This window comes from Cellulomonas biazotea (assembly GCF_004306155.1).
Taxonomy (GTDB): Bacteria; Actinomycetota; Actinomycetes; order Actinomycetales; family Cellulomonadaceae; genus Cellulomonas; species Cellulomonas biazotea.
On record NZ_BIMR01000390.1, the window covers coordinates 1 to 8,759 of the forward strand.

Genomic DNA, 8,759 nt, shown 5'->3' on the forward strand with positions numbered 1-8,759 from the left:
ACCTCCTGCGCCGCGAGCCCGCGCAGGCCGGGGTCGCGACGACCGCCGACGCGTCCGAGGACGACCCCGCCGCCTGACCGGGGCCCGCCGCCCGGGCACGTCGGCGCTCGACCGACGTGCCCGGGCGTGGGTCCGGTCAGGACCTCGCCCCGGGCAGGGCCCCGGTAGGGCAGGACCCCGCCGCAGGCGGGCTCAGCGCTCGGCGGTCGCCCGGGCCGCGGCGGTGCCCGACGGGTCCGCCGACAGCACGACGGTCGCCCGTCCCGCCTCGACCGCCTGCAGCGTCCGCAGCTGCAGGAGCCCCGGCTGGGTGTCGACGAGCTTCGCCGCGTTGGCGAGCGCCCGCGTCGCCGCGACCTCGCCCCGCGCGCGCTCCAGCGCCGCCAGACCCTGCGCCCGCGCCGTCACGACCTCGGCCGCGGCACGCCGCAGCTCGGCCGGGACGACGACGTCACGCAGCGCGAGCCGCTCGACGGCGAGCCCGACCTCGGCCGCAGCCGGGGCGACGGCGGACGCGAGCTGGTCGGGCACGGTGGTCCGGTCGGCGAGCAGCTCGTCGAGCGTCCTCGTCGCGACGGCCTCCCGGAGCGCGACCTGCAGCGCGGTGTGCAGGAACGCGTCGGGCTGCTCCACCGCCTCGTGCCACGTCCGGGCGGACGCGACCCGGACGGCCGACGTCAGGCTGACGCGGACGGACAGCCCGTCGCCCGTGAGGACCTCCTGGAGCGGGACGACGAGGAGGCGCGGCCGGACGACGACCCGCACCGTGCGCCGACGCCACACGCCGACCCGGTGCCGACCGGGCTCCAGCTCGGCCTCGAACCGCCCGTCGCGGTACACCAGCACCCGCTCCCACTCCTGCACGACGATCCGCATCGCTCTGCCCTCCTCCCGTCCGGCCCGGCCGTCCGTCGGCCATCACCTGGTGCCCACCCGGAGCCGGGCCCGCGCGCGCACCGGCCGGCACGCGGTCGGGTGGCGCACGGGGGACGTCCCGGGCGGACCCGGCGTCGCTGACCGCGACCACCCCGGCGACCACGCGCCGGCCGGCGTTCCGGGAGTCGAACCCGTGAGCGCTGGACAAGCGCCTGCTCCTGAGGCAGGTGCTCGCAGGCATCGGTGCAGGACCCGCGACGGCGACGCCGTCCGGCTGCTCACCTGGAGCGGCGACGACGCTACGTGCGACAGGCCCACGACGCCGCAGGTTTTCCACCCGCCGCGGTCGCCGCCGTCGCGCGCGCCGTCAGTTGAGCCGGGCGTCCTCGGCGAACGTCGAGACGATCGCCAGGTCTCCGCCCTGGCGGCGCAGCACCCGCCGCCACAGCGTCGTCGGGTCGTCGGTCACCGCGTCCGACGCCTCGGCGGGCACGACGAACCAGGACCCTTCCTCGATCTCGCCCTCGAGCTGGCCCGCACCCCAGCCGGAGTGACCGGCGAAGACGCGGATCCCCGTCACCAGGCCGGCCAGGTCCGCCGGGTCGGAGTCGAGGTCGACGAGGCTGAACGGGCCGACGAGCCGGTCGACGGTCGGCGGCAGGACCGCGCCGGGGGGTGCGGTGACGACGCCGATCGCACCGTCGAGCCCGACCGGCCCACCCTGGAAGAGGACCGACGGAGGTGTGACGGCGTCCTGCCACTCGGGCAGCACGACGTCGACCTCGACCGGGACGGGCCGGTTGAGCACGACGCCGAACGCGCCCTCGTCGCCGTGGTCGAGGAGGAGGACGACGGCGCGGTGGAAGTTCGGGTCGTCCAGGCGCGGCCTCGCCACGAGGAGCTGACCGCCGAGCGCCGCAGGGACCGTCACACCCCCATCATCGGCGACGGCGGCACGAAAACGTGCGGGAGCGGCGGACACCCGCTGGCAGGATCCACCGCGTGACGGGAACCGACACCAGCACCGACGCCCCGCCGACCGCTGCGGCCGCACGGTCCTGGCGTGCCGGTCTCGCGCGCACGCGCACGGCGTTCTCGTCGCTGCGCGACCCGCGGTACCGGTGGTGGTTCGCCGGGCAGGTGCTGTCGTCGTCGGGGCACGTCACGCAGGCCGCCGGGCTCGCGTGGCTCGTCCTGAGCCTGTCCGGGCGGGCGGTCGACCTCGGGCTCGTGACGACGGCGGCGATGCTGCCGATCCTCGTCGGCGCCGCACCGGCCGGGGCGCTCGTCGACCGGTTCGACCGGCGACGGCTGCTGCTCGTCACGCAGGTGCTGCTGCTGTCGATCGGCGTGCTGCTCGCGGTCCTCACCGCGACCGGCGTCGTCGAGGTGTGGATGGTGCTGGTCGTCGCGTTCGTGTCCGGCACGGTCGCGGCCGTCGACGGCCCGGCCCGTCAGGTGTTCGTCCTCGACCTCGTCGGCCCCGAGCGGCTCGCGAGCGCGGTCAGCCTCTACGAGGTCGTCATGAACGCCGCGCGCGTCATCGGGCCGTCGGTCGGCGGCGTCCTGCTCGCGCTCGTCGGTCCGGCGGCGTGCTTCGCGTTCAACGCGTCCACGTACCTGCTGCCGCTGGGCGTCCTCGTCGCGCTGCGCGCGGGCGGCACGCGCCAGGTCCGGCACGCCCCCGGCACCCCGACCGTGAGCTTCCGGGCGGGCATGGCCTACGCGTTCCGGCACCCCGTCATCCGCGCGTGCCTGCTGCTCGCGGCGGCGAGCACGATGATCTTCAACCAGGGCGTGCTGGTCCCCGTCCTCGCGACCGACGCCCTCGGCCTGCCGCCGCAGGGGTTCGGGGCGCTCATGGCCGCGTTCGGGCTCGGTGCGCTGCCCGGGGCGATCGCGGCGGCGGGCGGCGGCGAGGCGCCGTCGGGCCGGCTCGTCGCGGCGCTGTCGTTCGCGACCGGGGTGGCGATCCTGCCGCTCGGGCTGGCGCCGGGGTTCGCCGTCGCGCTGGTCGCGGCGGCCGTCCTCGGGTTCGTGTCGATCTGGTTCGTCGCGGCCGCGAACACCCTCGTGCAGCTCACGTCGGCGCCGCACCTGCGCGGGCGGGTCATGGGCGCGTGGACGGCGGCGCTGCCCGGCAGCGGGCTCGTCACCGCGCTCGCGCTCGGGGCGATCACCGACGAGTGGGGCGTGCGCGCGGCGTACGTCGCGCTCGCGGCGATGTTCCTGCTGGCGGCGGCCGTCGGCGCTCCCGCGCTGCTGGCACGACGGCCCGTGGACGTCACGACGCCCTGACGCCGGCGCCGGCTCTCAGTCGCCGGTCGACGCGGCCGTCGCCTCCGCGTCGGGCGCACCCCCGGCGGGCGGGAGGTCGCGCGGCGCCACGACCGCGAGCACCTGGTAGGTCGCGCGCTGCGCGTCGGGCGTCGCGCGGGCGGCGTCGAGCGAGGCCTGGCCCCAGCGGTCGAGCAGCGCCTCGACCTCACGTGCCATCTCGCGGGCCTGCTCGGGCGTGAGCGCGAGGGCCGTGAGCGCGAGGATCCGGTCCTCGCGCTCGACGCCGGGCTGGTTCGCGCGGCGGAAGCTCTCCTCGGCCCAGGCGAGCGCGGGGCGGACGACGTCGCGCACGGCCGTCGGTGTGCCCGGGTCGACGGTGTAGCTCGCGGCGACGTTGGTCCAGACCCGGTCCCGGCGGTCGCGTGCGTGCTCGGGCGCCTCGACGACCATCCCGGCCTTCGCGAGGACCCGCAGGTGGAAGCTCACGGCGTTGGCGGGCTCCCCCGTGGCGCGCGCGAGGTCGGCGGCGCGGGCGTGGCCGAGCGCGGCGAGCTCCATGAGGATCCGCTGCCGCAGGGGGTGCGCGATCGCACGGAGCGCCGCGGGGTCCTGGACGCGGAGGGTGTCGAGCACACGACGAGGCTAGCAACGGACCACCCGTTTCGCAGCCATCGTTGCGCAACATATCTTGCGCAATATCTATTGCGGATCTAGGGTCGGCCCCCATGACGACCCACCACGACCCGACCCCCCTGCGCGCCAACCGCTCGTTCGTGCTGCTCATGTCGGGCCTCACCGCCGAGTCCCTGGGCTCCGGCGTCACCCGCTTCGCCGTCCCCCTCGTCGCCTACGGCCTGACCGGCTCGGTCGTGCAGGCCGGCGTCGTCGCCGCCGTGGGCCAGGCCGGTGCGCTGCTCGCGACCCTGCCCGCCGGGGTCGTCGCCGACCGGGTCGACCGGCGCCGTCTCGTCGTCGGCACCGCCGCCGTCGGTGCGCTGCTGTGGGCGACCGTCGCCGTCGCCGCCGGGACCGGGTCGCTCACCGCCGTGCACCTCGCGACCGTGCTGTTCGGGGCGTCGGTCGTCGGCGCGCTCGTCGACCCCGCGACCAGCGGGGCGTTCCGCTCGGTCGTCCCGGTCCCGCAGCTCCCGACCGCGCTCGCCGCCGCGGAGGGCCGGGACGCCGCCGCGAGCCTCCTCGCAGGCCCGCTCGGCGGGCTGCTCTACGCCGCGTCCCACGCCCTCCCGCTCGCCGCGTCGGCCGTCGGCCACGCGGCGACCGCGGTGTGCACGTGGCTCGTGCGCGAGCCCCTCAACGGCGACGTCGCCGAGGCGCGCGCGACGCGTCCGCTGACCGCGCTCGGCGACGGGCTGCGGTTCGTCTGGTCGGTGCCGCTGTTCCGGGCGCTGCTCGGCCTGCTCGTCGTGGTCAACGTCGCGTTCGGCGGGCTCCTGGTCGGCATCAACCTCGAGCTCGTCCGCACGGGCACCCGGCCGTTGCTCATCGGGCTCGTCCAGCTCACCGTCGGCGTCGGCGTCCTCGGCGGCGCGCTGCTCGCGCCGCGGCTCGTCGCACGCTTCCGCGCGGGCGCGCTCGTCGTGGTCGCGCTCGGGGTGCTCGCGGTCGGCGCGGTCGTCATGGCCGTCGCGGCGACGTACGTCGCGTACCTCGTCGTGCTGCCCGTGGCCGTCCTGCTCGTGCCCGCGGTCAACGCCGGGCTGTCGGGCTACGCGGCGGCGATCACCCCGGCACAGCTCCAGGGGCGGCTCGCGTCGGTGCTCGGCCTGACCGGGCTCGCCGCCGGGCCGCTCGTCCCGCTCGTCGGCAGCGGGCTCCTCGACCGCTACGGGATCGCACCGACGCTCGCCGTCCTCGCAGGACTGCTCACCGTCACCGTCGCGGTCCTCGGCACCGTGCGCTCGCTGTGGCGCGTCGGGACGCCCGACACGTGGGCGCAGGACGCGCGCGACCTGGCCGGCACCACGACCGTCCCGGCGTGACGTCGGGCCTCAGGAAGACGTCGGCACCGCCGCACGGTGCCGGACCCGCCACGCCGTCAGGCTGATCCCACCCAGCAGGAGCGTCCCGAGGATCGTCACCGCCCGCCAGACGATCGTCGCCGCGACGATCGCGCCCTCCTGCTCGACACCGGCGACGGTCGTCCAGGTGCCGACGAGGATCGCGTCGAGCAGCCCGAGGCCGAACAGCGGGAACAGCGTGAGCGGGTACGCGAGCAGGAACGGCGCGAGCACGTCGACGACCGTCAGCCCCGTGACTCCGCAGGCCCGCAGCGCGACGAGCAGGACGAGCGCGTCGGCGAGGACCATCCCGACGAGCGCGACCATCGACGGCAGCAGCCCCCGCCGCAGGCTCGCCGCGGACCGGCCGCGCACGTCGACCATCGTCGCCGCCCAGACGTCCGGGTCGGTCGCGCGCCGGAACCGGCGCACCACCCGCCCGGCCGTCCGTCCCAGCCACGCCGCCAGGTGGTCGCCGCGCAGCAGCAGGACCAGCGCGGTGAGCATCGTCGCCGCGACCAGGCCGCACAGCACCGCGACGACCCACTGCCGACGCTCGGCCCCCTGGAACGCGAGGAGCGTGATGCCGAGCGTCGGCGCGAGGAACCGCACGGCGTAGAACTTCGCGGTGTTGAGCGTGACGCCCGCCATGCCCGACGTCGGGTCCACGCCCCAGGACCGGAACATCGCGACGCGCACGACGATGTCCGCGGGCGGCGGCGTGAACGTCGCGACGACGTTCGCGGACAGGTCGTTCTGCATCGACCGCCACAGCCCCAGGCCGGGCACGTAGTACGTCAGCGGGACGGCGTTGAGCGTCTGCCGCAGCAGCAGCGCGAGGGTCAAGGGGATCGCGACGGCGACCGGCAGACCCGCGAACGCCGCCCCGACCGCGGACCAGTCGACCGCGCCGACCAGCCGCGTGACCGCCACCCACGCGAAGATCCCGACCGCGACCCAGACGGCCGCGCGGACCGGTCGGCTCACGACCCGTCGGTGCGGGTGAGAGTGCCGAGCTGCACGGCGTCCTTGTCGACGAACACCAGGTGGTCGCCCTCGAGCCGTGCGGCCACGGCGAGCGACAGCCAGGGGTCGACCGCCGGGCACGACATCCGGGTCGTCGCCCACGACGAGAACACCACGCCGTCGTCGCCGAGCCGCCACTCGCCGACCATCCGGTTGCACCCGTCGGTCCCGGTCGCGGCGCCGTCGTCCGCGAGGTCCAGCGACGCCTCGCCCTCGACGGCCGACGCGCCCCACGTCCCCGTGACGTCGGCGGCGGCGACGGGCTCGGCCTCGTCCGCGGCGTCCGCGGCGGCGCACGACGCGAGCAGGGTGGACCCGACCAGGACCGTGAAGGCGACGCGCAGCAGGCGCATGACGTGATGCTAGCGCCGGGTTCGTCCTAGTCTGTCGAACGGACCCGGACCGTCAGGAGGCGGCGTGTCGGACGCAGCGGTCAGCCTGCTGGTGCTCGTGGGTGTCATCGGGCTGTTCGTGTGGAACCGGCTGCCCGTGGGTGTCGTCGCGATCCTCGCCGCGCTGGCCCTGTGGCTGACGGGTCAGGTCGACGCCACGCAGGCGGTCGCGGGGTTCGGCGACCCGGTCGTCATCTTCATCGCGACGCTGTTCGTGCTGAGCGACGGGCTCGAGTCGTCGGGCGTGACCGCGTGGGCGGGACAGCTGCTCGTCACCCGGGCGGGGACGCGGCGGGGGCCGCTGCTCGTCGCCGTCATGGCGCTCGGAGCGGTCATGGCGGCGTTCGTCACGCCCAACGGCGCCGCGGCCGCGCTGCTGCCCGTCGTCGTCCTCGCGGCCCGACGGTCGCACCAGGCCCCCGCCCAGATGCTCATGCCGCTCGCGTTCGCCGCGAGCGCGGGCGCGCTGCTCGTGCTGTCCGGCAGCACCGTCAACGTCATCGTGTCGGACGCGCTCGCGGACGCGACGGGCGAACGGTTCGGGTTCTTCGAGTTCGGGCTCATGGGCGTGCCGCTCGTCGTCGTGACCGTCGCGGTCGCGGTGCTGCTCGGCCGGCGGCTGCTCCCGGAGCGGCAGCCCGACGTCGTGCCCGCCGACTTCTCCGACCACCTGAGCACGCTCGTCGAGCACTACCGGCTCGAGCGCGGGTTCTTCCGGGCCCGGGTGCGCGCCGGGTCGGACCTCGTCGGGGTGCCCCTCGCCGACGTCACCGCGCCCGACGACGTCGTCGTGCTCGGCGTGCAGCGGCCCGACGGGCGACCCGGCGGCGTCGACGAGGCCGTCGCCGTCGACGACGTGCTGGTCGTCAGCGGTCCGAGCGACGCCGTCGCGCCGCTCGTCGCCGCGCACGGCCTCGACGTCGTCGCGACGCCCCTCACGCGGCACACCCGCGAGGCGCTGCTCGGGCGCGAGGCCGGGGTCGCGGAGCTCGTCGTGCCGCCGCGGTCGGTGCTCGTCGGACGGCCCGTGTTCCCCGGGCTGCGGTACGCGGACGTCACCGTGCTGTCGGTCCGGCGCCTCGGGCTGCCGCGCGGCGCGCGCACCACCGAGCTCGCCGAGGGCGACATGCTGCTCGTGCACGGCACGTGGCCCGCGGTCGAGGCGCTGTCGGGCTCGGACGACGTCCTCGTGGTCGACGACCCCGACCTGGTGCGGCGCGCGGTGCCGCTCGGGGCGACCGCGTGGCGGGCGATCGCGGTGCTCGTCCTCACCGTCGCGCTCCTCGCGTCGGGCGTCGTGCCGCCCGCGATCGCCGGTCTCGTCGGGGCGGTCGGGATGGTGCTGCTGCGCGTCGTGCGGCCCGCGCAGGCGTACCGGGCCATCTCCTGGCAGACGGTCGTGCTGGTCGGCGGCCTCATCCCGCTGTCGACCGCGATCAGCGCCAGCGGCGCCGCGGACCTGGTCGCCGGGTACCTCGTGGACCTCGTCGCGGGCGGCGACGTGCGGCTGCTGCTGACGGCGCTGTTCGTCCTCACGCTCGTGCTCGGGCAGGTCGTGAGCAACACCGCGACCGTCCTCATCGTCACGCCCATCGCGGTCGCCGCCGCGCAGGAGTCCGGCGTCGCGCTCGCCCCCGTGCTCATGCTCGTGGCCGTCGCCGGGGCGGCGTCGTTCCTCACGCCGATCGCGACCCCCGCGAACATGATCGTCATGAACCCCGCCGGGTACCGGTTCGGGGACTACTGGAAGCTCGGGCTCGCGACGACGGCGGCGTGGTTCGTCGTGGCCGTCGGGCTCATCCCCGTGCTCTGGCCGCCGGGCTGACCGGCGCCGCCCCGCACCCGCACGACAGGCACGACAGGCACGACCACCGGCACGACGAAGGAGACCGCGATGGTGTTCGACCCTGCTCCCTCCCTCCCGCTCGTGCGCGCGCTGCGCGTCGACGTCGTCCCGCCGGGCGGTGCCGCGGCGACCGTCGGTGTGGGCGTCACGAGCGACGGGGCCCTGCCCGACGGCGTCGGCCTCGACCGCGACGCGCTCGCCGCGTGGGGCTTCCGCGCGACCCCGGGGTCCACGCTCGCGCTGCCGCGCGGCGGCGGCGAGTCCTCGCTCGTGCTCGTCGGGCTCGGCCCGGCCGCGGACGTGAGCCCCGCAGTCGTGCGC

Annotated in this window: 8 protein-coding genes and 1 pseudogene; 4 read left to right on the plus strand and 5 right to left on the minus strand. The window is 76.2% G+C overall.

Translation table 11 applies throughout. The annotated features are described in order from the left end of the window. Positions 1 to 192 precede the first annotated feature (192 nt). A complete protein-coding gene (locus CBZ_RS19070) occupies positions 193 to 876 on the minus strand; it encodes an SPFH domain-containing protein (protein ID WP_130783034.1) in 684 nt (227 codons plus the stop codon). A gap of 367 nt (positions 877 to 1,243) precedes the next feature. Beyond that, positions 1,244 to 1,807, minus strand: a complete 564-nt coding sequence (locus CBZ_RS19075) for a YqgE/AlgH family protein (protein WP_130783035.1) — start codon at positions 1,805 to 1,807, stop codon at positions 1,244 to 1,246. A 71-nt stretch (positions 1,808 to 1,878) separates the two neighbouring features. Here CBZ_RS19075 and CBZ_RS19080 point away from each other — a divergent pair, with 71 nt between their 5' ends. Next, positions 1,879 to 3,174 carry an MFS transporter gene (locus CBZ_RS19080; RefSeq protein WP_165446858.1) on the plus strand — a complete coding sequence of 432 codons (1,296 nt, stop codon included), beginning with the start codon at positions 1,879 to 1,881 and terminating at the stop codon, positions 3,172 to 3,174. Between the two features lie 15 nt (positions 3,175 to 3,189). Here CBZ_RS19080 and CBZ_RS21440 read toward each other — a convergent pair whose 3' ends face one another. Further along, on the minus strand, positions 3,190 to 3,789 hold the full coding sequence (locus CBZ_RS21440) for a winged helix-turn-helix domain-containing protein (protein WP_218022822.1): 600 nt from the start codon (positions 3,787 to 3,789) through the stop codon (positions 3,190 to 3,192). Between the two features lie 92 nt (positions 3,790 to 3,881). On the opposite strand from CBZ_RS21440, the gene CBZ_RS19090 reads away from it, so the two are divergent. Continuing rightward, positions 3,882 to 5,156 (plus strand): MFS transporter, encoded by a 1,275-nt coding sequence (locus CBZ_RS19090; RefSeq protein ID WP_130783037.1) that lies wholly within the window; start codon positions 3,882 to 3,884, stop codon positions 5,154 to 5,156. Positions 5,157 to 5,165: 9 nt separating this feature from the next. Here the strand turns inward: CBZ_RS19090 and CBZ_RS19095 are convergent, their stop codons facing one another. Continuing rightward, entirely contained in the window at positions 5,166 to 6,161 is a 996-nt protein-coding gene (locus tag CBZ_RS19095) for a hypothetical protein (protein WP_130783038.1), read from the minus strand. After that, complete coding sequence (locus CBZ_RS19100; protein WP_130783039.1) at positions 6,158 to 6,553, minus strand: META domain-containing protein; 396 nt, start codon at positions 6,551 to 6,553, stop codon at positions 6,158 to 6,160. The genes CBZ_RS19095 and CBZ_RS19100 overlap by 4 nt, the downstream gene beginning before the upstream one ends. 64 nt (positions 6,554 to 6,617) lie before the next feature. On the opposite strand from CBZ_RS19100, the gene CBZ_RS19105 reads away from it, so the two are divergent. Beyond that, on the plus strand, positions 6,618 to 8,417 hold the full coding sequence (locus CBZ_RS19105) for an SLC13 family permease (RefSeq protein ID WP_130783040.1): 1,800 nt from the start codon (positions 6,618 to 6,620) through the stop codon (positions 8,415 to 8,417). 69 nt (positions 8,418 to 8,486) lie between these two features. Continuing rightward, a pseudogene (locus tag CBZ_RS19110) lies at positions 8,487 to 8,759 on the plus strand (leucyl aminopeptidase); the annotation flags it as partial.

Bases quoted from the DNA above. Each gene is read 5' to 3' on its own strand.
- CBZ_RS19100 (WP_130783039.1), bottom strand. From the start codon at position 6,553: ATGCGCCTGCTGCGCGTCGCCTTCACGGTCCTGGTCGGGTCCACCCTG.
- CBZ_RS19070 (WP_130783034.1), bottom strand. From the start codon at position 876: ATGCGGATCGTCGTGCAGGAGTGGGAGCGGGTGCTGGTGTACCGCGAC.
- CBZ_RS19090 (WP_130783037.1), top strand. From the start codon at position 3,882: ATGACGACCCACCACGACCCGACCCCCCTGCGCGCCAACCGCTCGTTC.